Annotated in this window: 22 protein-coding genes; 19 read left to right on the top strand and 3 right to left on the bottom strand. The window is 47.1% G+C overall.

The window, feature by feature from the left end; all coding sequences use genetic code 11:
- Positions 1-110: 110 nt before the first annotated feature.
- Genes TW81_RS16660 through TW81_RS16650 form a run of 3 tightly spaced genes read right to left on the bottom strand, consistent with a single transcriptional unit; the run spans position 111 to position 2,880 of the window.
- Positions 111-1,358: an NAD(P)/FAD-dependent oxidoreductase gene (locus TW81_RS16660; protein ID WP_045956861.1), complete on the bottom strand. Its 1,248-nt coding sequence runs from the start codon at positions 1,356-1,358 to the stop codon at positions 111-113.
- A 33-nt stretch (positions 1,359-1,391) separates the two neighbouring features.
- Entirely contained in the window at positions 1,392-2,456 is a 1,065-nt protein-coding gene (locus tag TW81_RS16655) for a methyltransferase (protein ID WP_045956860.1), read from the bottom strand.
- 31 nt (positions 2,457-2,487) lie between these two features.
- Entirely contained in the window at positions 2,488-2,880 is a 393-nt protein-coding gene (locus tag TW81_RS16650; protein ID WP_045956859.1) for a hypothetical protein, read from the bottom strand.
- 88 nt (positions 2,881-2,968) lie between these two features.
- Here TW81_RS16650 and TW81_RS16645 point away from each other — a divergent pair, with 88 nt between their 5' ends.
- From TW81_RS16645 to TW81_RS16555, 19 genes are all read left to right on the top strand, one after another.
- Positions 2,969-3,697: a beta-ketoacyl synthase chain length factor gene (locus tag TW81_RS16645; protein WP_045956858.1), complete on the top strand. Its 729-nt coding sequence runs from the start codon at positions 2,969-2,971 to the stop codon at positions 3,695-3,697.
- Entirely contained in the window at positions 3,697-4,458 is a 762-nt protein-coding gene (locus TW81_RS16640; RefSeq protein WP_045956857.1) for a lysophospholipid acyltransferase family protein, read from the top strand. The genes TW81_RS16645 and TW81_RS16640 overlap by 1 nt, the downstream gene beginning before the upstream one ends.
- Positions 4,459-4,477: 19 nt before the next feature.
- Positions 4,478-4,738 carry a phosphopantetheine-binding protein gene (locus TW81_RS16635; protein WP_045956856.1) on the top strand — a complete coding sequence of 87 codons (261 nt, stop codon included), beginning with the start codon at positions 4,478-4,480 and terminating at the stop codon, positions 4,736-4,738.
- 15 nt (positions 4,739-4,753) lie between these two features.
- Positions 4,754-5,011, top strand: a complete 258-nt coding sequence (locus TW81_RS16630; RefSeq protein WP_045956855.1) for an acyl carrier protein — start codon at positions 4,754-4,756, stop codon at positions 5,009-5,011.
- Positions 5,011-5,580 (top strand): COG4648 family protein, encoded by a 570-nt coding sequence (locus TW81_RS16625; RefSeq protein ID WP_045956854.1) that lies wholly within the window; start codon positions 5,011-5,013, stop codon positions 5,578-5,580. Before TW81_RS16630 ends, TW81_RS16625 begins: the two co-directional genes overlap by 1 nt.
- The gene (locus tag TW81_RS16620) at positions 5,577-6,953 is read left to right on the top strand and encodes an AMP-binding protein (protein ID WP_045956853.1); all 1,377 of its coding nucleotides are present in this window, start codon (positions 5,577-5,579) and stop codon (positions 6,951-6,953) included. The genes TW81_RS16625 and TW81_RS16620 overlap by 4 nt, the downstream gene beginning before the upstream one ends.
- 15 nt (positions 6,954-6,968) lie before the next feature.
- Entirely contained in the window at positions 6,969-7,328 is a 360-nt protein-coding gene (locus tag TW81_RS16615) for an ApeI family dehydratase (protein ID WP_045956852.1), read from the top strand.
- Between the two features lies 1 nt (position 7,329).
- Entirely contained in the window at positions 7,330-9,039 is a 1,710-nt protein-coding gene (locus TW81_RS16610; protein ID WP_045956851.1) for a glycosyltransferase family 2 protein, read from the top strand.
- Positions 9,020-10,573, top strand: a complete 1,554-nt coding sequence (locus tag TW81_RS16605) for an HAL/PAL/TAL family ammonia-lyase (protein WP_045956850.1) — start codon at positions 9,020-9,022, stop codon at positions 10,571-10,573. The genes TW81_RS16610 and TW81_RS16605 overlap by 20 nt, the downstream gene beginning before the upstream one ends.
- On the top strand, positions 10,573-11,019 hold the full coding sequence (locus TW81_RS16600) for an acyl-CoA thioesterase (RefSeq protein WP_045956849.1): 447 nt from the start codon (positions 10,573-10,575) through the stop codon (positions 11,017-11,019). Before TW81_RS16605 ends, TW81_RS16600 begins: the two co-directional genes overlap by 1 nt.
- Positions 11,019-11,627 (top strand): outer membrane lipoprotein carrier protein LolA, encoded by a 609-nt coding sequence (locus TW81_RS16595; RefSeq protein ID WP_045956848.1) that lies wholly within the window; start codon positions 11,019-11,021, stop codon positions 11,625-11,627. The genes TW81_RS16600 and TW81_RS16595 overlap by 1 nt, the downstream gene beginning before the upstream one ends.
- Positions 11,599-13,947: an MMPL family transporter gene (locus tag TW81_RS16590; protein WP_045956847.1), complete on the top strand. Its 2,349-nt coding sequence runs from the start codon at positions 11,599-11,601 to the stop codon at positions 13,945-13,947. Before TW81_RS16595 ends, TW81_RS16590 begins: the two co-directional genes overlap by 29 nt.
- Positions 13,944-14,555, top strand: a complete 612-nt coding sequence (locus TW81_RS16585) for a DUF3261 domain-containing protein (protein WP_045956846.1) — start codon at positions 13,944-13,946, stop codon at positions 14,553-14,555. Before TW81_RS16590 ends, TW81_RS16585 begins: the two co-directional genes overlap by 4 nt.
- Positions 14,556-14,576: 21 nt before the next feature.
- The gene (locus TW81_RS16580) at positions 14,577-15,764 is read left to right on the top strand and encodes a beta-ketoacyl-[acyl-carrier-protein] synthase family protein (protein WP_045956845.1); all 1,188 of its coding nucleotides are present in this window, start codon (positions 14,577-14,579) and stop codon (positions 15,762-15,764) included.
- The gene (locus TW81_RS16575) at positions 15,757-16,221 is read left to right on the top strand and encodes a hotdog family protein (protein ID WP_045956844.1); all 465 of its coding nucleotides are present in this window, start codon (positions 15,757-15,759) and stop codon (positions 16,219-16,221) included. The genes TW81_RS16580 and TW81_RS16575 overlap by 8 nt, the downstream gene beginning before the upstream one ends.
- On the top strand, positions 16,218-16,943 hold the full coding sequence (locus tag TW81_RS16570; RefSeq protein ID WP_045956843.1) for a 3-ketoacyl-ACP reductase FabG2: 726 nt from the start codon (positions 16,218-16,220) through the stop codon (positions 16,941-16,943). The genes TW81_RS16575 and TW81_RS16570 overlap by 4 nt, the downstream gene beginning before the upstream one ends.
- On the top strand, positions 16,940-18,163 hold the full coding sequence (locus tag TW81_RS16565; RefSeq protein WP_045956842.1) for a beta-ketoacyl-ACP synthase: 1,224 nt from the start codon (positions 16,940-16,942) through the stop codon (positions 18,161-18,163). The genes TW81_RS16570 and TW81_RS16565 overlap by 4 nt, the downstream gene beginning before the upstream one ends.
- A 241-nt stretch (positions 18,164-18,404) precedes the next feature.
- Positions 18,405-19,049 carry a transporter substrate-binding domain-containing protein gene (locus TW81_RS16560; protein ID WP_084715944.1) on the top strand — a complete coding sequence of 215 codons (645 nt, stop codon included), beginning with the start codon at positions 18,405-18,407 and terminating at the stop codon, positions 19,047-19,049.
- 242 nt (positions 19,050-19,291) lie between these two features.
- Positions 19,292-21,886: a cellulose-binding domain-containing protein gene (locus tag TW81_RS16555; RefSeq protein ID WP_045956840.1), complete on the top strand. Its 2,595-nt coding sequence runs from the start codon at positions 19,292-19,294 to the stop codon at positions 21,884-21,886.
- Positions 21,887-22,020: the final 134 nt, after the last annotated feature.

Here is a 22,020-nt window from a genome sequence, read left to right as displayed (position 1 = left end):
TCCACATTTCATCCAAACCGAGTTGGCGTGGATGGATACCTACTTTTACTTTAAAAGTATGAGCAGAAGGGGCGTATTTAGCCAATAATTCTCTTGCGCCAAGTCAAAATCTAAGCATCTTTCGCTTCACGAATAAGCTCGGCAAGCGTTTCAAGCCGTTGGTTGCTGTTTTTGACGTAAGGGTTGGCTTGATCCCAGGCATAACCCGCTAATATAGAGCTGATCATCTGTTTAATACGTGGATTGGGCTTCTGATAAAAAATCACCTCTTGCAGCAAACCGCTATACCAGCCTTCGACATAGGTACGAAACGTATTAACACCAACCATCAACGGCTTGGCATATTCTTCCTCCCAATCCACCTTCTGACCGTTGAGTTGTTTCACCACACATTGAGCAGCAAACTGGGCCGATTTCATCGCAATGGTCACGCCCGACGAGAAGACAGGGTCCAAAAACTCGCCCGCATTGCCGAGCAACGCATAATGCGCAGTCGCTAACTGTTTTACGTTAGCAGAATAACCGCCAAGCTCCCCGGCAGGATTAGGATACTGCGCATCTTTAAGCAGTTGCGCCAGTCCAGCTTCTTCATTAGCAAGTTGCTTAAGAGCTTCAATTTTATCCTCGGGATAACCTGCAAAAAATTCAGGCTTACCAACCACACCAAATGAACACACCCCGTTTGAAAATGGGATCAGCCAATACCAGACATCTTGGTTTTCTGGATGCACAGAGATGAGGATTTTATTGCGATCGTAGCTCGTATCTTGCGAGTCAATATTGTCAACGATATGAGTGAAAATCGCTTTACGCGGTGGTAAACAAGATGGCTGTTCTAAATCAAGCATTTTAGGTAACACTCGACCAAAGCCGCTGGCATCGAGCACATAATCGGCTTCAATTTGATAACTGACTCCAACCTCATCTTTGACGGTCAGCAATGAGCGTTCGCCAATAAACTCAAGCGCGGTAAGTTCATGTTGATAACGAATCTCAACGCCTTGATCCGCTGCGCTGTCTGCAAGGACTTTATCAAACTGACCGCGCTGAACCTGAAACGTGGTGCCCGGCCCTGGAGAAAATTTGTCGGTAAAATCAAACTGAGTATAAATACCACGGCGTCTAAAGGCGGCTCCGTCTTTGTATTGAAATCCAAACTGATTGACCGCTTCCAGCATGCCCGCTTGTTCAACCACTTCCATACAGGCGGGAAGCAGACTTTCACCGATGGAGAAGCGTGGGAAAAGCGCCTTCTCGATCACGGTAACTTTGATATTTTGCGCATGCAAAAGTGCAGAGACCGTCGAACCCGATGGCCCAGCACCCACGATAACAACTTGAGTATTTTCTTTATTCATAGTCTGTAGTGCCGCCTAGCAACAATTGAGTAATTATAGTTTTAGCTTGAGCAGCGTATGTCCAAGACCAATATTGTCAGTGCGTTCTTCAACCACTAACCCCGCCTCTGCAATGATCTCTAAAAAATCATCACTGCGATAAAAACGACTGTTGCCATTGGCCAAACAGGTAAAATAAAGGGACGTTGCGTTCAGGCTGTATGAGGCAGCATCGTATTTTTGCGCGTCCCAAAACAGCTCTAAAATATAAATAGCGTCGCCTGGACGCAATTGCTGTTTGACCTTTTTGAGGATATTCAAAATTTCCATTGGTGAGAAGCAATCTAAAAACTGGCTCATCCACCAAACGTCCGCATGCTCAGGCAGCGTTTGCTGCTTATCGAGCATATTGGCAGGGAACGGATGAACGCGCTCAGAAAAACCGTGCTCCGCCGCATTTTGCATTGCCATTTCAAGTTGCTGAGGTAAATCAACAATAGTGATCTCAACATCCGGGTTATGCGTGCAGCACTGCATTGCCCACTTACCCGTGTTACCACCAATATCAACCAAGGTTTTCGGATGATGTCTAAACACCTTTTCCAGCAGGACTGGGAATGAGCGATCTGAATAAAAATGGTCAAACTTGAACCAACTTGCTTTGGCTTGGTCAGGAAGCCGAGACAACCCTTGATAAATGGTTTCCCAATCGCCGAGCTCTTTTAAGCCTGCGGGCTTACCTTCAACGATCGCTTCAGTAAGATGCATCATGGCTGCGTAACAAACATCAGCGGTAAAATCGAGATTAGCATTGGTCATGCCATCGTGAAGAATATAAAAGCCTAAATTGGCCAAGCAATAGTTAGGTTTTTCCCACAGCACAATATTGGCGCTAATGGCCATATCGAGCAGCACCTTAACACCATACTCTGAAACCTGAGTTTGCTGCGCGATCTCTTCTGCGTTCAAACCCGTCTCACCCGCCTTATCCAGAGCGGACAGGATACCTAAATCACGCAACGTTCGCGCGGTGTGAAACACGATGGGCGCAAAGGAGAGTTTTTGAGCTTCCGTTTTGGCTTCAAGAGCATTGAACGGGTCTTTAATTTTTTGTGTCACGAAAAACCTAACTATTGTTATTGAATTGAAATTACTGCGCTGAAGCGGTTACCGCTAACTGACGCTTGATATCTACGTTTAAGTTGTTGATCCAACGATTGTAGTTACGGTGGATTGTGCCATCACTCGCGCGTAAGTTTTCTGAGTTGAGATAAAGAATTGAGTAAAACTTATCGTTAAACGGAATTTTTATTTCAGCGTAATGGCTGCGCACATGCAATTTTGCGTTTAACTCATTTGGGCTCACTTCTTCAACGATCCAACCACGATTTGATGCCGCTTGCATGATCGCCATTTTCACTTGTTTGCTTTGAAGATTATAAGTAACTGGAGTATCCTCAACATTCATAACTGGCTGGACACGACCACAACCAACGAGCAAAAAAGCCAATACTATTGCGCCGAGTAACTTGAGTGGTGACATATTAATCATTCCTTATTTTGTGTTTAAGTCTTGTAACGTCAACTGACCCTACTAGTATTTCGTTGTATAACAGACAATTCAATATTTTATGCTAAATTCAGATACCAACATCTCATTTAATATCGACGCATGGCGAGCACATTCTACCGGACTCTCAACGTCTCAGGATTGGGAATCTTGGACAAAGGACACTCAGTGGCCACAAGAAGGTAAACTGGTCACTTCGGCCATCCCGCCAATGATGCGCCGCAGGATGAGTCATTTGAGTAAACTTGCCGTTCAAACCACCATAGAGCTGCTCAATGAACATGAAGTAGACTACTTAGTATTTGCCAGTCGGCATGGTGAACTGCATCGCAGCCTAAAACTGATTGAAGATATTGTACGTGGTGAAGAAGCCTCTCCAATGGCGTTTTCCCAGTCCGTACATAATACCGCAGCCGGTCTTGCGACCATCGCAACCAAAAAACCTATTCCTCTAACGTCTATTGCGGCCAGTGACAACACTTTCCAAAGCGCCCTAATCGAAGCTTGGCTCTACCTGAGCGCTCACCCGCAACACAAGGTATTGGTCGTTGACTTCGATGAGCCATTGCCAGAAGCTTATCAACAGTTTGAGCAGCAATCGTATTCTGGCTATAGCTTAGGTTTGATTGTTTCAAGTGGCGAAAACTACTCATTGTCCAAGCAAGCACGGCATCAACCCTCAGCCCTAACCTTGCCTCAAGGGTTAACATTCATTCGTCATTTTTTATCTCAAGACCATCAATGGAAGATTGAGTCTCATCAGCAGATATGGACGTGGCAAAGAAATTAATGAAGACATTTGATCAATATTGGCGAGTGTTCGCGACCGGCTTTTGTTTTTCTGTATTTGGACTGGGGGGATTAGGACTGAGCTTCATCGTCATTCCTGCCATTCATTTGTTCACCAGAGATCAAACATTGCGTGAATATCGAGTGCAAGGTGCGATACAGCGATCGTTTAACCTGTTCTGCAAGTTGATGAAATTCACAGGCGCAATTGACTACAAGATTGTCGGTGCCGAGATCATGCAACAAGACAGAAACTGCTTGATTGTCGCTAATCATCCGAGCCTAATTGATTATGTCTTGATTGCCTCTCAGCTCAAACGTTGTGATTGCCTAGTCAAATCAGCAATCTGGGAGAATCCCTTTATGAAACACGTCGTCAAAGGCGCAGGTTATATTCCGAATGAAAGTCCTGACGACCTATTAGCTACGTGTGAAAAACGTTTTGAACAAGGCAATGTGCTACTGGTTTTTCCAGAGGGGACACGCACGACCCCAGGGATTACTTCGAAACTGCAAAGAGGCTCGGCACAAATCGCCGTTCGAACACAGCGTGATTTGCGCGTTGTCCATATTAGTGTTTCTCCGAGCTTTCTCACAAAAGAGAAAAAGTGGTATCAAGTTCCGGCAACTAAACCTTTTTTCCACGTAGAGGTTAAGGATAAAGTTGAGGTTAAACCGTTTATAGAGCAAACTACGTCTCCAACAATTGCTGCGCGCCGATTGCAGCAGCATTTATCTGAGACAATCTTTCCTGAAAATTGATAGTGACAAGTAGGCCAAAGTGGAAAAACTACACAACGAAATAAAACAACTTATAATTGATGCACTCAACCTTGAAGATTTAACCATCGAGGATATTGAAACAGAAGCTCCGTTATTTGGTGATGGTCTTGGCCTAGACTCAATCGATGCATTAGAGCTAGGTTTGGCAATCAAAAAGAAATACAACATTGTGATTGACGCTGACGATACCAATACTCGCGAGCACTTTGCGTCAGTGAGTAATTTAGCGAACTATATTTCTTCACAAACCAGCGAGTAAGCCGTAGGTACACCCATGACAGATGTAAATAAAGAACAAGTATTTGCTCAAGTAAAAGATGCACTTGTAGAGTTGTTTGAAATTGACGCCGCCGATATTGTGCCTGAAGCGCATTTGTACCAAGACCTCGACTTAGACAGTATTGACGCGGTTGATCTCGTGGTTCACTTACAGAACGTAACAGGTAAGAAAATTAAACCCGCGGAGTTTAGTACTGTTCGTACTGTCGAAGATGTCGTTGACGCCGTTGCCGAGCTACTGAAGGAAGCCTAATGCGTCAATTGCTGACAGTCCTGTCTGCAGTTGTTCTGTTCGCCTATCCATTCGCCGTTTATTTCGGCATAGATAAGTACGGTCTATCCATGGTGGGGATTCTATTGTTCGCCGCCATGGGAGTTCGTTTACTCTCAGTACAACGCACCCAATTGCAAGAGCTCAAATACGTCGCTCGCATAACGGCAATCACAGGAATGTCGCTGGTTGGTTTGGGGATACTGTTTAAGCAGCATGGTTGGCTAACCTTCTATCCGGTCATCGTTAACTTATGCATGTTGGTTGTCTTCGCTTCGAGCTTAAAGCAGCCTCAAACCATTATTGAACGCCTCGCACGCCTCCAAGAACCAAATTTGCCACCAAGTGGTGTGAATTACACACGTAAGATCACCGTTGTTTGGTGCCTATTTTTTATCTTTAATGGGCTGGCGGCGCTATATACCTGTTTTCAACCTTTAAAAGTCTGGACTTTATATAACGGGCTTATCAGTTATCTCCTCGCAGGCAGCCTGTTTGCCATCGAGTGGGTAGCGCGTCAGTTTATTCGTAAGGATCATCAAACGAAATGAATCGAGCACCCGCTGAGTTTTCTTCTCTCGCTCACATAATGAATGCCAAGCGTCTGAGCTCCGATTCTGTTGCTTTTAATGGCGACGAGAGCATTAGCTGGCAAACGTTTCAGTATGACGTTGTTCATTTCACTCACCAGCTTGCTCAATTGCCAGCGCAGAGACTCGCGTTGTGTTTCGGTAACAGCTATCTGTTTGCGGTGAGTTTTCTAGCAGCTTGTTATGCCAACAAAACCATCATTCTGCCCGGCAACTACCAAACACAAGCGGTGCTAGAACTCGAACAGTATTTTGATCTCCTAGTTCACGACCAAGAAGTGAAGGTTGCACATCAACTGACCACACTTGAAGTGAGCAGCGGATTGCCTGATATCGTGGTTGAATCTGCTTTTCCAGATCTCAAGCTAAACGAAATTGCTGTTACCCTGTTTACATCGGGCTCAAGTGGCAAAGCCAAAGCGATCCAAAAAACGCTCGCCCAACTCGATGCGGAAATTGAAATTTTAGAGTCGCTGTGGGGTGAACAAATCCAAGGGGCACGTATCGAAAGCACAGTGTCACACCAGCATATCTATGGGTTGCTATTTCGTTTACTGTGGCCCTTGTGCGCAGGCCGTCCTTTTGCGCTGCACAACCTTGAGTTTCCTGAACAAATTGTCCAGCACGCAAACATGGACACCGCCTTAATAAGCAGCCCGGCGCTTTTAAAACGGCTCAGCGAAGAGCAGCAAAGTTCACCGCTGCGCTGCGTATTTTCATCAGGAGGACCACTTGCAACCAGTGCGGCCAACCACAGTAAAGCCTTGTTCGCTCATCTACCAATCGAAGTCTTCGGCAGTACAGAAACCGGTGGGATTGCTTATCGTCAACAACATAGCGCAACCACTCCATGGCAACTCTTTCCCGGCGTTGATGCCGAGCTAAATAGTGAACACTGTTTACGACTTCGCGCAGCGCATATTGCTGGCAACAAGTGGTATCAAACTGCCGATCAGTGCCACTTCCATGATAAAATCAGCTTTGATCTGCAAGGTCGTACTGATCGAGTGGTCAAAATCGAAGAAAAGCGCATTTCCTTAGTGGAAGTGGAACAACGTTTAGAACAACTCGAGTGGATAGAAGAAAGCGCTGTCATTCCGCTTGAGGACGGCAATCGCTTAGCATTATGCGCCGTTCTTGTCTTAACCGATAAAGGACATGATGCCGTTAAACAAGATGGTAAAGGTAAGTTTTGGATGACACTGCGCAAGAATTTGCGTGACTGGCTAGAGCCGATCGCCATCCCAAGAAAGTACCGCTTGTTGGATGAGATTCCATTAAACAGCCAAGGCAAAAGGCAAGTGGCTGAAATCGAAAAGCTATTCCAAGAATAAAGATATAATAATCATATGGATAAAAGAAAACCAACGATCATAGATGTAGAGACAGCAGAGTCTGAGGCGATACTTACCCTCAAGGTTGACGCTGATCTCTTGGACTTCCGTGGTCACTTTAATCACTTCCCATTGCTGCCAGGTGTCACCCAAATAGATTGGGCGCTATTTTACGCGGTTGAATACTTAGATACGCCAGTAACGTTTAAAGGAATGGAGGTGATTAAGTTTCAAGAGCCGATTCGGCCTGATGCGAAAGTCACTCTTGTTTTAAACTGGGACAGCAGTAAACACAAACTGGCATTTAAATACAGTTCACAACAAGCTGACCGTATGGTTGTTCACTCTTCAGGAAAAATGAAGTTAGGTGAATAAGGTGGAAAATTATCAAGCCTGTTTTCTTATCCCATGCTACAACCATGGCAGTACCATTGCTGCTGTGGTGTCATCACTTAAACCTTTTGCACTCCCTTTTATTGTGGTTGATGACGGCAGCAACAGCGAAACAAAACAAGCTCTAAAAGTGGTCGCCGACCTCGATGACGTAACTTTAGTGACGTTAGCCGAAAATGCAGGCAAAGGCGGTGCTGTAATGGCAGGCATTCGCCAAGCCAACCAACTGGGCTACAGTCATGTCATACAAATCGACGCCGATGGCCAACACGATATTGAAGCTCTGCCCAATTTGCTCGCTCGCTCTGAGCAAAATCGTGAACATCTGATATCGGGTCAACCCATCTATGACGAAAGCGTTCCGAAGTCGCGCCTTTATGGCCGATACGCTACTCATATCTGGGTGTGGATAGAAACACTGTCATTCGCGATTAAAGACAGTATGTGCGGGTTTCGCGCCTACCCCGTGGCAAAAACCGTCAGCGTGATCGACAAGTACTCCATTGGTACACGGATGGATTTTGATATAGAGATCTTAGTACGCATGTATTGGGAAGGTGTCGAGATCGATTTTATCGACACACGCGTTATCTATCCTGAAGGCGGTATCTCTCATTTCGATGCACTGTGGGATAACGTAAAAATCAGTTGGATGCACACTAAGCTTTTCTTTGGCATGATACCGAGAATTCCTCTCTTATTGGCACGCAAACGTAACAAAAAAGCGGCCGGCAATACTCATTGGTCAAAGAGACAGGAACAAGGCACCATTTTTGGCATCAAGTTGATGTTGGCTATCTACAGCCTACTTGGACGTAAAGTGTTTAACCAGATCCTCAAACTTGTCATGCGCTATTACCACCTGGCAGGCAAAGAAGCCAAACAAGCCTCTGAGATTTATCTGACCCAGTTGCAAAGTTATGCTCATAAACAAGCTATCGAACTGCCTAAACCATTAAATAGCTATCAGCATTTGCTTTCGTTTGGGCATACTATGCTCGATAAGCTGGCCGCATGGAAAGGCGACTTCAATGTCGACAACCTGACGATTCACGGCCACGAACGCTTTCAAGAAATGGTCGATAAAAACCAAGGTGTGCTTCTTTTAGGCTCACATTTAGGTAATATCGAGTTATGCCGAGCACTTAGTCGACGTCATTCTCACATAAAAATCAATGCGTTGGTTTTCACAGAGCATGCCGAACGATTTAATAGCGTAATGAAGGCCGTCAACCCAAATTCTGAGCTGAACTTGATTCAAGTGAGCTCGTTGGGCCCAGATACCGCCATTCTCCTGCAACAAAAAATTGAGCAAGGAGAATGGGTGGTCATCGTCGGTGACCGAACTTCCACCAGCAAAGAGAGCCGCTCCGTGTGGGCTGAATTCTTAGGCAAGCCTGCGCCATTCCCACAAGGGCCATTTATGCTTGCTTCCGTGCTCAAAGCGCCGGTATACCTATTGTTTGGCCTTAGAGACGATTCGAGTGAAAAGCCTCACTTTAACGTCTATTTCGAACACTTTAGCGATAAAATAACGCTTCCTCGCCAAGCGCGACAGCAAGCGCTAGAGAAAGTGGTACAGGATTATGCGAACCGCCTACAACACTACACCCTGCAAGCGCCACTGCAGTGGTACAATTTTTTCAATTTTTGGACATTAAGTAATCAGAAAAATGACGATGCAAGAAAATAACACCATTACGTTTGGCGCACAGGCGCTGACCATAGAAGACGTGGTTGCTATCGCCCAAGGTGCCGATGCCACTCTTAACAGCAGTGATGAGTTCACCGCTAAGATCGATCGCGGTGTCGCCTTTTTAGAGCGATTGCTAAAAGAAGAAGGCGTCATTTATGGCGTAACAACCGGCTATGGTGACTCTTGTACTGTCGCAATTCCACCCAACTTAGTCGACGAATTGCCGTTGCATTTAACCCGCTTCCACGGTTGTGGTCTTGGAGACATACTGACTCACGAACAAGCGCGTGCCGTGTTGGCGACTCGCCTATGCTCACTTGCCCAAGGTGTTTCTGGTGTTACCCATGACTTGCTTAACCAGATCGTGACCCTCATCAACCAAGATATTGCGCCGCGTATTCCACAAGAAGGATCTGTCGGAGCCAGTGGTGATTTAACCCCGCTGTCATACTTAGCCGCGGCGCTGATTGGTGAACGAGACGTGATTTACCAAGGTGAAGTGCGCCCAACAGCGGAAGTGTTTGCCCAACTGAATATTGACCCGATTCAGCTCAAACCCAAAGAAGGTTTAGCGCTGATGAACGGTACATCAGTCATGACCGCATTGGCCTGCCTCGCCTACAAACGTGCCGAGTACTTAGCCCAACTATGTACCAAGATCACCGCTATGGTTTCTGTTGGCATGCATGGTAATGACTTCCACTTTGACGAAGCACTGTTTGCGGTCAAACCTCACCCAGGTCAACAGCAAGTTGCCGCATGGCTGCGTGACGATCTAAAAGCTGAGCGACCACCACGTAACAGTGATCGCCTGCAAGATAGATACTCATTGCGCTGTGCACCTCATGTGATCGGTGTAGTTCAGGATTCGCTTCCTTGGCTACGTTCAATGATAGAAAACGAGCTCAACAGCGCTAACGACAATCCTATTATCGATGGCGACAATGAGCGCGTATTGCACGGTGGACACTTCTACGGCGGTCATATTGCAATGGCAATGGATACACTAAAAACCGGTATTGCCAATCTTGCTGATCTGCTCGATCGCCAAATGGCGCAGTTAATGGATTACAAATTCAACAACGGTCTGCCATTTAACCTAACGGGTGCCGAAGGTGCACGTAAGCCGATCAACCACGGTTTTAAAGCAGTGCAAATTGGTATCTCGGCTTGGACGGCAGAAGCGCTCAAACACACTATGCCAGCGAGTGTTTTTTCTCGTTCGACTGAATGCCACAACCAAGATAAGGTCAGTATGGGAACCATCGCGGCACGAGACTGTTTGCGTGTGCTAGAGTTGACGGAGCAAGTCGCAGCAGCATCGTTGCTCGCCAGTGTTCAAGCAGTCGAAATTCGCCGCCATCACAACGAACTTGATGAGCACCATATGAGCGAAAATCTGAAGATGATTCGTGATGCGGTTTTGGCTGAGTTTGAATATGTGGTTGAAGATCGCCCACTAGAAAACGATCTGCGCCACTTCATCGCTCGTATCCAACAACGTCACTGGTCGTTGTATTCGGAGGCGTAATGGAACAACCAACTCGCTTTCCCCTCGAAGCAGAGGTGACTTTAGTCACCTCGTTTCAAGACGCAGATCCGATGGGCGTTATTTACCACGGCAACTACTTTCGCTATTTCGAAGAAGCCCGTCGGGTAATGATGGACAAAATTGACTATGGCTACTTAGCCATGAATGCCTCTGGCTATATGTGGCCGATCATCGGCACTCAGGTAAAATACGTCAAAGCGATTCCGTTCCATCACGAAATTCGTATCACGGCTAAGTTAACTGAGTGGGAAAACCGTCTGCGCGTCGATTATGTTATCTATGATGCTCAAACGGGTCAGCGGATGTGCAAAGGCCACACCATGCAAGTGGCGGTGGAGATGGCTTCACAAGAGATGTGCTTTGCTTCCCCTAAGGTACTGTTGGATAAAGTAGAGCATTGGCATCGCAACGGAAATATCGCTTAATGAACAAATGGCTGACACTCGCCCTCATCGCTTTTTCGACACTTAGCTGGGCACAAGTGACCGATCTCGATTCTCTGCAAGCACAGCTCGCGCAGCATAGTCTCGTTCGCGGAGATTTTACTCAGCTCCGTCATATCGAGATGTTTGAGCAACCGCTAAGTTCGCAAGGTAAATTTACTTTAAGTAAACAGCAGGGGCTCCTTTGGCAGCAAACCACGCCGTTTCCCGTCAACTTAGTGCTAACGCAAGACAAACTGCGCCAATCTTTCGCAGGCCAAGATCCACAAGTCATTACCGCTCAAGACAACCCAATGGCGTTTTACTTTAGCCATGTCTTTCTTGCCGTCTTTCATGGAGACACCGAGGCACTGCAAGAGCAGTTCGACATTGAGTTTAAACGAGGCTCTAACCAGTGGACCATCGAGTTAACACCAACACAAGCTCCGTTAAACGCCGTATTTAAATCCATTACCCTCGAGGGTGAGGAAAATATCGAAGGTCTAACCCTGCAAGAGGTCCGTGGCGATAAAACACAAATCCTATTTACCAACCAAACACACCAACCAGAGACACTAACGGATGCTGAACAAGCACAATTCAGCTTCTAACCCGGCTCGTTTCATTGCAACCATAACGAGTAAAAAGCTCGCACTGGCCTGGCTCACGCTCGTGCTGGTGTTTATTGCCATGTTAGCTAAACAGTGGCAGTGGTCTGCGCAATCGCCAATCGAAACCAACATTCTCAAGCTATTACCCGTTAACAAGCAAAACCCTGTCGCAGAGCAAGCGTTCGAAGCCGTGTCTGGCAACTTGAGCGATAAAGTCGTGTTTGTCGTCACAGCAAACGATGAGCGGGTGTTTAGCGCCGCCAGTCAGTTAGCACAATCCTTAACTGAAACGGGACGCTTTAAGCAAGTGGTAGGAAAAGTCAGCGCTAAGCAGCAAAATCAGTGGGCTGAGTATTATTTCAACCACCGTTTTCAGCAGTTGACACCAGAGCAGCGCTTGCGTTTAGAAGTTAACCCCCAAGCGCAAGTTCAATATGTGCTGCAATCACTTTACAACCCGTTTTCGGGCGTCACAGGTAAAGAGCTGACCAGCGACCCATTTTTACTCTTTCGTGATTACCTTAACCAGCTAAGCCAACTCAGCTCAGCATTCACTCTTGAACAAGGTTTTCTCACCACGACGTTTGAAAATCGCAAGTACGTTTTGGTCAGTGCCACGCTCAATGACTCTCCTTACAACCTCAACGCCCAGCAAGGTGTGGCCGAAATAGTCGCGATTGAGGACTCCATCTCAGAGCAGTTTGATGCCCAAATGCTGCATACTGGCGTGCTGTTCTATGCTCAGTTCGGCACTGAGAGCGCAAAGTCTGAAATAAGTACGATTGGCCTATTTTCTTTACTCGGCATCGTGGTGTTAATTGTTGGCGTATTTCGCAGCGCAGCGCCCCTGTCCCTTGCCCTACTCTCGATTGGAATTGGCTTACTGGCGGCTCTGGCAATGACGACGTGGATATTTGGTACAGTGCACCTCTTTAGTTTAGTGTTTGGCGCGAGTTTGATTGGTGTGTCAATTGACTACGCTTTCCATTACCTCACAGAACGGTTGGCAGCGGGTCAGCAGTGGGACAGTAGAAAGGGTCTTAAGCACATATTCGCGGCGATCACTATGGGACTAGTCACCAGCTTAATTGGCTACCTTGGTATGCTGATCGCGCCGTTTCCTGGATTGCAACAACTCGCCCTGTTCTCTTCCATTGGGCTAATTGCCGCCTATGCGACTGTGGTGGCATGGTATCCTGTGCTGGCGATCAGACCCAGCGCAGACAGGCCGCTGCCGGGACAAAAAATTTGGCACCAATGGCTGATGCTGTGGGAAAAGCCACGTGTGAGAGTCGGACTGCCCATTCTATCCTTGGCTGTTGCGCTTTTTCCGCTGGCGAATCTTCACTACGACGATGATATCCGCCAACTTCAAGCGATGCCGGACAATCTCAAACAGCAAGAGCAGTTGATCAATCAACTCAGCGGTATTCAATCTTCACAACAAATGCTGGTTGTCACTGCCGAGGACGATGAAGCGCTTATGCAGCGTTTAGAGTCATTGGAAACAAGATTAAACACGTGGCAACAACAGGATAAGATTCAAGGTTATCAAAGTCTAAGTCAGTATCTTGGATCGTTTTCGCGTCAGGAGCAGGATCACCAACTGATTGCATCACTTTACGCAAATCAAGCCGCTCAACTGCAAAGCAACTTAAAACTGACCACATTACCGAGTCTAAACCAGCTATTCACTGCTGTATCTGTACAAGACTACCTCGCACATCCAGTATCTGAAGCTGTGCGTTTTCTTTATGTCGGTCAAGTCGATAAGCAAGTCGCCGCCGTAGTGGTTCTCAGTGGGCTAAATGCAGTTGAAGAAGTCAGAGCCTTTGCCGCACAACAGAACGATATCAGTTACCTCGATAAAGCCGAGGAAATCTCAATCCTGTTTGCCGACTATCGCGTTAAAGTGATGGAGCTGTTAATTGGCGCACTCACCGTTATTGCCCTGTTATTGGCAAAACGCTATGGGCTAAAACACGCATTTAAAATTCTCATCCCATCATTAATTGCTTGTGTGGCAGGCTTAGCGGCCGCTACTGCTGTGGGTTCAACACTCAATCTATTCAATTTACTCGCTCTGATTCTTATTGTTGGGATTGGTATCGACTACACGCTGTTTTTTGCAGAAAAAGCACGCAGCCACAGTACATTACTGGCCATTACCCTGTCAGCGTTGACCACCTTACTCTCTTTTGGTTTGCTTTCTCTGAGCCAAACACATGCGATACATAGCTTTGGTATCACAGTGTTAAGCGGTATCTTTGTCGCTTGGCTACTGTCACCCTTAGCAATCGAAGATAGGAAACAGCAATGAAGTTTCATCTCGTGGGAAAAATCATCTCAACCACTTTACTTAGCATGGTGTTGAGTGCTTGTACGTTAGCGCCACACAGTAGCGCCCCCACCGTCAGCATTACTCAAAACCAGCAACTGCAGTTACCCAGCCCAGATTCTCTAGGCTATGCGGTGACAGCAAGCCAGCTTATTGAGGCGACATGGAATCAAGGGGATAACCATCGTACAGAGCAATTGCCCGTGCAATTGCAAGTCTCTGGCAACCAGTTGGTTCTGGCGGGCTTTTCATCTTGGGGAACAAGGGTATTATCCCTCAACTATCAAGATGATAAAGTCGACACCGAGGTGATGAACGGACTAAGCGGTGTTTTGCCTGCACCAGAGCAGGTACTATTTAATCTGATGATCACGCTCTGGCCTGATTCTGCTTGGGAAGCCCCATTAAATAAGGTAAGGTGGCATATGGTCGATAATGCCAACTCACGAGCCATATTCGACAATAATGGCAACCAAGTTATCGACATCCAGTACAGCAGCTCAGATAGGCTAGCAGGAGAGATTGTTTTTCATCATTTGACTGACAACTACACGATTAAAATTAAAACGCTTCAATTTAATAGAGCTTAACCAACACCATAGATAGCCATCATGCCAACACACGTTTCTAGACCCATTTTTATCCAAGATTGTGGCTTTCATTCTGCGATGGGCTCAGAGAATATCGCAATTCATCAGTGCCTATCCGGTCAACGCGCATCCAATATGGTACGAGATGACCATGTCCTCAATACCGCTACCTCAACCATCGTTGGTCGAGTAAAAGAAGTACTGCCCGAAATTCCACCACACCTGAGCGATTTCAACAGTTATAACAATCAACTTGCTCTATCCGCTATGCAACAAATCGAGGCAAGTGTCCAGCAAGCAATAGACGAATTTGGCGCATCAAGGATAGCGGTTATTATTGGCACCAGTACATCGGGCATTGCCGACGGCGAAATTGCCTACCAACAAAAATTGACCAGCAGCAGCTTTCCTCAAGCATTCCACTACCGTAAACAAGAGCTAGGTAACACCTGCGACTTCATCGCAGCTTACTTTGGCCTCAGTGGGCCATGCTACGCGGTATCAACCGCCTGCTCATCCAGTGGTCGTGTCTTTATCACCGCCCAGAGATTGCTACGCAGCGGATTGGTGGATGCTGTGATTGTTGGTGGAGTCGATACTCTCTGCCGACTGACATTAAACGGCTTTAATGGATTAGAGGCATTGTCAAACAACCTTTGTGTGCCGTTTAGTCAGGCTCGTGATGGGATCAATATCGGCGAGTCAGCAGCACTAATGTTGCTCAGCAACACCCCCGCCAAAGTCGCGCTGCTTGGTGCCGGTGACAGCTCTGATGCTCACCACATTTCTGCACCTCATCCTGAAGGGGTTGGCGCAGAGCAAGCCATGAAAAAAGCGCTCGACGATGCAGGGTTGACCAGCAAAGACATTGGCTATATCAATGCACACGGGACAGCAACTCCACTCAACGATAGTATGGAAAGTAAAGCCATCTATCGTTTATTTTCCGACCAAGTTCCGGTTAGCTCGACCAAGCCATTGACTGGTCATACTTTAGGTGCCGCAAGTACCACGGAAGCTGCGATTGCCTGGCACATTTTAAAACATGATTTACCACTGCCCATTCAGCATTGCCAAGATAAAGCGGAAGATATTGAGGTTTCATTGGTTGAAACGCCAATTAAACTGCAAGGTAAAGCAATTTTGAGCAACTCGTTTGCCTTTGGTGGTAACAACATCAGTCTAATTTTTGGTTACGCCCATGACTAACTATCCCGATATTGGCCAGCTACTACCCCATAATGAGCCGATGATACTGATTGATCGTGCGCTCGACATACAACAAGATACGATTCACTGTCAGGTTGATGTGGGCGAGAAGAATCCGTTCTTCAATTCACAATCGAAAACGGTTCCAGCCTATGTTGGCATTGAGTTTATGGCGCAATCGGTCGCCGCGTGGTCTGGCTATCATGCAAGACAGCAAGGCCAGCAACCGCCGATAGGCTTCCTGCTCGGTAGCCGACGTTACACCTCCCATTGTGACCAGTTTGGACTGGGCCAAGTGCTTGATGTCTACGCCGAAAAAATGATGGAAGAAAATGGGATGGCGGTGTTTAGTGCGCGGATAGAGTTAGGGAAGCAGGTCGTAGCCAACTGTCAGTTGAATGTGTACGTCCCCTCTGAAGACAAATTAAAAGAAATGAAAATCAGGAGTCAACAATGACCCGACAAGTTTTAGTCACTGGCGCCAGCAAAGGCATCGGCAAAGCCATCGCCATTCAGCTAGCGAAAGACGGTTTTACCATCGCCGTTCACTATATGGGCGATCAAGCAGGCGCTCAAGCGACATTAGCGACGATTGAAGAAAACGGTGGCAGTGGCCGCCTGATCCAATTTGATATCAGTGATCGCGAAGCGTGCCGCACGAAACTGGAAGCAGACATTGCAGAGCACGGTGCTTACTACGGTGTCGTTAACAATGCAGGCATCACCCGCGATACTGCCTTTCCTGCAATGACAGAAGAAGAGTGGGATGGTGTCATCCACACTAACCTAGATAGTTTCTATAACGTACTTCACCCGTGTGTTATGCCTATGGTGCAAAAGCGCAAAGGTGGACGAATCGTGACTCTGGCTTCTGTTTCTGGCCTGATGGGTAATCGTGGGCAAACCAATTACAGCGCAGCGAAAGCGGGCGTGATTGGAGCAACTAAGTCACTTGCTCTTGAACTTGCTAAGCGCAAAATTACCGTCAACTGTGTCGCGCCAGGCTTGATTGATACGGGTATGGTCGATGAACACGTCAAAGAACACGCGATGCCGCAAATCCCACTGCGCCGCATGGGTGAGCCTGAGGAAGTTGCCGGATTGGTCAGCTATTTAATGTCTGATATTGCCGGATACGTCACGCGCCAAGTGATTTCAGTCAATGGAGGTTTAGTATGAGTCGTCGTGTAGTTGTGACCGGAATGTCTGGCGTCACCGCATTTGGTAACGACTGGCAAACCGTTGAGCCCAGACTAAGAGCCTGTGAGAACGCCACTCAATACATGCCCTCTTTTGAGCAATACGAAGGGCTCAATACCAAACTTGCGGCCCCTGTCGACGATTTTGAATTACCTAAGCATTATAAGCGCAAACAAGTACGCGGTATGGGCCGTGTTTCTCGCTTAGCAACCGTTGCCACTGAAAATGCACTTGCTCAGGCAGGCTTATTAGGCGCAGAGGTGCTTACCAATGGTCAAACAGGGATTGCTTACGGCTCATCAACCGGCAGTACCGACGCGGTTGGCGCGTTTGGTGTCATGCTCAATGATAAGTCGACCAGAGCCATCACAGCAACCACATACGTGCAAATGATGCCTCACACTGCCGCGGTCAATGTCGGTCTTTTTTTTGGATTGAAAGGCCGGGTGATCCCGACCAGCAGTGCCTGCACATCAGGTAGCCAAGCAATCGGCTATGCGTATGAAGCAATTAAGCACGGTTACCAAACCGTCATGGTTGCGGGTGGTGGCGAAGAGCTATGTCCAACCGAATCCGCCGTGTTTGACACCCTATTTGCCACCAGTTTAAAAAACGATTCACCAAAGAGCACACCACGTCCATACGATTCAGATCGAGACGGATTGGTGATTGGTGAAGGTGCTGGCACCCTAGTTCTTGAAGAGTATGAACATGCTATCGCTCGTGGCGCAACCATCTATGCCGAGATCATAGGATTCGCCAGCAACTGCGACGCTGCCCACGTCACTCAGCCACAAATGGAAACCATGCAAATCTGTATGGAAATGGCACTCAAAGATGCCGGGATCAGTGCTGAAAAAATCGGTTATGTGTCAGCACACGGCACAGCGACTGACCGTGGTGATATCGCAGAAAGTAACGCAACGGCGAACGCACTTGGCAAGGTGCCGATTAGCTCACTTAAGAGCTATTTTGGCCATACCTTGGGAGCCTGCGGTGCGATTGAAGCGTGGCTTAGTTTAGAGATGATGCACACAGGTTGGTTTAATCCGACGCTAAATCTAGATACGCTTGATGAGCAGTGCGGAGATTTAGACTACATTACAGGGAGTGGTCGTGAACTCGACGTTGAATACTTGATGAGTAACAACTTTGCGTTTGGCGGTATTAACACGTCCATTATCTTTAAAAAGATCTAATCAACTTATCATCGCTTTGATTCCAAGTTTGGTCAGGTTTTAAATCAATATCCCTAATCTATATTTAGGGATATCAATAAAAAGCGCTAGTTAAAGCGACCAAACTGAACAGGTGTCAAACTATGATACGTTGGTTGATTGGCTGTGTACTGTTGTTTTCCAGCAATGCTTATTGTCAGAAAATTGTGATTGCCTACTCCAATGAGGCCTTTCCACCTTATATTGTTGGAGCGCTGCCGATATCAGCCCAGGAGTCACAATAGAACTGCTCCGCCAAGTCGCACAGCAGTTACAAGTCGAGATAGAGTTCACCCGCGCGCCATGGACACGGGTACTCGCCATGGCGAAGCACAGTCGAGTGGATGCTGTCTTTCACGCCGGTTACAAATCCGATCGAGCTCTCTACTTGGCCTATCCGATGAAAAATGGTCTTCCCGACCAGACAAAATTCGTTAAACGGCAGAGATACTTCTTATATAAGTTGCAAGGCAGTAACGTCTATAGCAAAGAAGGAACCGTCTTTAATGTTGATGGCGAAGTCGGCGCGGTTCTCGACTATGCCGTTGTCAGTCAACTCAAAGACCAAGGACTTAAGGTTGAAGAAGTTGATAGTGCAGCGAAAGGTTTGTCGCTGTTGAGCAAAGGTAGATTGGATGCTTGGGTTGGCTTAGAGTCCATTAATGATCTGTTGCTTTCCGAAGCCCCCGACTTTAAACATATCGTCAAAGAAGCCTTACCGCTCAGTGACAATTCATCCTATCTCGCATTTAGTAAAACTTTTTACGCGCAACACCCCTCACTTGCCCACTCCTTTTGGCAGCATATCGAACACCTAACAAGCCACGATAGCTATAGCCGTTTGATTAAAAAATACAAATTCAATTAGGGTGATTTGACAGCTAACCAGAGAACTTGAAGCAATCTCACAAGTTATTTTTAACAAATAAGTAACACCGCAAATTCTGCCTGTTTCCTCGTGATATTTGCCGCATATCAGTACGTTCCCAATTATTTTTCCGCCTAAATCTCATAATCGTTGCTAACTTATTTTCAGATAATAATTTATCTAATCATCAGCATCTTATATGCGTAAAACGTGAAAATAACGATTAACTGAAGGGAACAATTATGTTTAGGATGAGCAAGATCGCGGCTTCATTAGCGTGTATCGCTTTAAGTGGCAGCTTATTGGCTGCCGAGCCCTATGACGCAACCCAATCCTACCCAGGCGGCACACAAGTGACCATTAATGGTCAAACTTACGAAGCGAAATGGTGGGTAAACGCAGGTCAAAGTCCGACCGACAATTATGCCAATGAATGGGACTCACCATGGAAACTCGTCAGTGGCACCACGCCAGACCCCGATCCGACACCCGATCCTGACCCGACTCCGGATCCAGATCCAGATCCAACACCAGACCCGGCTCCTGAACCAACCCCAGGCCCTATTGGCGACGCTTGCGCTGAGTTTAATGTCTACCCTGACTGGACCCAAGGTGATCACGCTAATGGTGGAGACATTATGGTGAACGATAATGTCGCCTACAAAGCAAACTGGTGGACCTCTAGCATTCCAGGCGGCGACAGCAGTTGGGCACACCACCTAGACTGTGACGATGACCCTACAGGCAACACTCCGGCACTAACGTTGCCAAACCCGTTAGATCCGGTGAGACTAGAAGTTAGCGGATGGCCGAATCATTTTGTTGTCGCAGGTCCTTCGACATTAGATACCCCAGCAAATTTGACAGTGGATACGATTCAGAGTCAAGACCTTAGCGATCTAAACAAACTGACCAACGCCTTTGTCGCTTTAATTGATGCGGTCGATCGTGCGGGTTCAAGTACCATTATCCTCAAAGGCGATGTATTAGATGTTGCCACCGCAGATAAAGGTCAAGCACTGGGTAGCGTAGCAGTAAAACAAGCGCTAACCGCTGCAGTCGATGCCACTGGCAGTCAAATCGATATAAACGACATCAATGCGCTCACCGATGACGTGCAAGGATGGGCTCAAGCGCATAACTTGGTGATCTCAACCCTTGCTCCACAGGCAACATTCGGCTGGACATTAAGCATTGGTGATTTCGCTTATGACACTCATTCAGGGAAAAGAGCGGTATGGAATGCAGCTTCAGGCGCGAGCGCCGATTTGCTCTCGACTTTCGAGCTCTACAAAGCAGAATCTACCCATAAGGCTGACTTTGTCGCCTTCACAAAATCCAGCACAAGTGCGGCCTTAACGGATGAGCAGTGGCATTACGCTTTGGAGTATGTCAAACAAGTCACAGACTATGTTCAAACACCCGCATTACTTACATCTCTGCCAACCTCGCAAACGTCAAGCTACTTCCTAGGACAGACATCAGGCGACCGTCATATTCGTAAAGCCGCGCACAGCAACGTTTTTGCGATTTTGTTCGACACAGACAGTGCCGACCTGACCAGCAAAATCGAGCGCTACCAGAGTGCGACGGTACCTTTGTACTATGTGGGTGAAAGCGTTCAGAATGGGCCTTTGACTCGAATTGCATCGCTGAACAGTGAACTTGCCAGTGCGGAAACGGCAATGAACAATCAGGCATTCTTGTTTGAAACACCGCAATCACAATGGATACCCTCCACCGTCTACAAGTGGGCTGATTTCCTTGCAGGCCTAAACTCTATGTATAACGTCGGCGTCGCTGGTAACACCTTCTGGCTGCTGGACGAAAATGCAGATGACGCGACCAATGCAATGTATGCCAAAGTCGCCATTGCGGCATTTTTATCACAAAGTATGCAAGAGACTATTCGTTACAATGCCTGTGATGAAAACAACTGGTCTGAAGTTCGCTATGGCGCGCCGGTCAACTATCCAATGACAGCAAGTTGTGGTCAGCTCGGCCAGAAATATGCCGACTATGGTATGGATCCCGTCACTGGCGTCGATCATCCATATTCATGCCCACGCGATCCAAAGATGGAAGTCAGTGCACTTACCAATGCTAAATGGTACGGTGCTCCTGCGCCAATCTTTGCCGCTCCAGATTCGGTACTGGCCGAAAAAGGGCTGCTGGTCAATGGTAATGTCGGACGTTGGACCAACGATGGTCACTGTATGGAAGTACCTACCAGCGTTGATGGTTCAAAACAAGTTTGGGAACGCGAAGATTGTAAAGTCTATGCCGAACAAAAAGCCGGTAAGTTTATCTGGGATGGCAGTGACACTAACGGCACTGTAGAAGGCTGTGGTTGGTGGGGACGTGGTGTCATTCAAACCACTGGTCGCCAGAACTTCGGTACTTTAAACCACTTCATGGGCCGCTCGCATGTTGATCCAGATACAATTGGTACAACGGTTAACGGGGTTGTGGTTGAAGCACCACCAGAAAACCCTCTCTACGCGGATCTGGATTTCTGTTCTAACCCAGGCTTGATTTGTAGCTCTGAGGAAAACCGAGAAATTAAATGGATCGCAGGTCTGTTCTACTGGGTTACTTCTGTGCAAGCCTACAATGATGAGAGTGGACCATACGCAGACTGGAACTACCATGCTGAGCTGAAAAAGTACGTAGATGGAGGGTTACAAGGCACAGCCTTTATTGATGCCGTATCTGGTATCGTTAACCGCGGCTGTCCCGACAGCACTTGTCCTGTCAGTGGTGAAGTCCACGCAGTTAAAGAGCGACAAGACAACTTTAAACTGGTACTGCAAACTCTGGGGTTAAATCCTCAGTAACTCAGTAAACATCGCAAAAAACCTTTGCTTACTATTCAATGGCTTCCCGCTTAGGGAAGCCATTTTGTCTAAAGACGTCGTTTAGCTGTGCTGGCACAGTCAATTAACCCACCGCTGGATGCCGCATTTGGTGT

The sequence above is a fragment of the Vibrio galatheae genome (assembly GCF_000967545.1).
Taxonomy (GTDB): domain Bacteria; phylum Pseudomonadota; class Gammaproteobacteria; order Enterobacterales; family Vibrionaceae; genus Vibrio; species Vibrio galatheae.
Note: the sequence above shows the minus strand (reverse complement) of the source record. Positions and strands in the feature narration are given on the sequence as shown.